The following is a 952-nucleotide window of genomic DNA, read 5'->3' on the forward strand; positions in this document are numbered from 1 at the left end:
GCGCCGCTGCTCGCGGCGACACTCTTCGACCTTGCCCGCCGCAGCATCAGCGGCGCAGATGTGCCTGGTCTTGCGGCGGCAGGCTGGGAAAGGTTGGAGCAGGCCGGTTTTTTGCCGGACTATCTGGAGTTGCGCGATGGCCAGTCTTTGCGGGCACTTACCACTCCGCAACCTGATGCACGCTGGTTCGCGGCTGCACGGCTGGGGCAGACCCGGCTCATCGACAATGTTATAATTTCCGGATGAGCACTCGCCTGCGCGAAATTCCTTACAACTACACCTCATTTTCAGACGCCGAGATCGTCCGCCGCCTGATCGGGATGGATGCTTGGCGGCTGCTGGAAGATCTGCGCGAACAACGGATCACCGGACGTTCGGCACGGATGCTCTTTGAAGTGCTGGGCGATCTCTGGGTGGTGCAACGCAATCCTTACATCCAGGATGATTTGGCACAGGATCGGCATCGCCGCCAAGCCCTCTGGGATGCTCTGGCACATCGCTTGAACGATATCGCCGATCGCGCTGAAGGCAATCCGCTGGTGATCCGTTTGCTGGAGAGCGCTCGCCTCGCGGTGCGCAACTTTACCCAGCAATTTGATGAAGATCTGGCGCTGCGCAAGAAGGCGGAGCGCCGTCTGCTCAAAATCACCAGCAAAGATAATGTCAACTTCAGCGCCTATGCCCGCGTCGCCCACGTCACTGACGCCTCCGACTGGCGTGTGGAACTACCCTTCGTCGTCCTTTATCCCGCCGACGAGTCCGAGGTGCAGCGCATGGTCGCCGTTTGCCGCGAAATTGGGCTATCCATCATCCCGCGCGGTGGTGGCACCGGCTATACCGGCGGTGCCATTCCACTGCGCCGCCACTGCGCTGTCATCAATACCGAAAAGCTGGAACAAATGTCGGTGATCGAGATGGTCACGCCGCAGGGCCTGAGCAGCCCTGTCCCCAG

General features: G+C 60.6%; 2 protein-coding genes. Both read left to right on the top strand.

Annotated features, from left to right (window positions below):
- Nucleotides 1-246 (top strand): pantoate--beta-alanine ligase (locus HF921_RS05860; RefSeq protein WP_215893487.1); only part of this gene is annotated, 246 nt, incomplete at its 5' end.
- Nucleotides 243-952: DUF3683 domain-containing protein (locus tag HF921_RS05865; RefSeq protein ID WP_215893488.1), on the top strand; the 710-nt coding region annotated here is incomplete at its 3' end. The genes HF921_RS05860 and HF921_RS05865, both read left to right, overlap by 4 nt.

Source organism: Acidithiobacillus ferriphilus, assembly GCF_018854775.1.
GTDB classification, from domain to species: domain Bacteria; phylum Pseudomonadota; class Gammaproteobacteria; order Acidithiobacillales; family Acidithiobacillaceae; genus Acidithiobacillus; species Acidithiobacillus ferriphilus.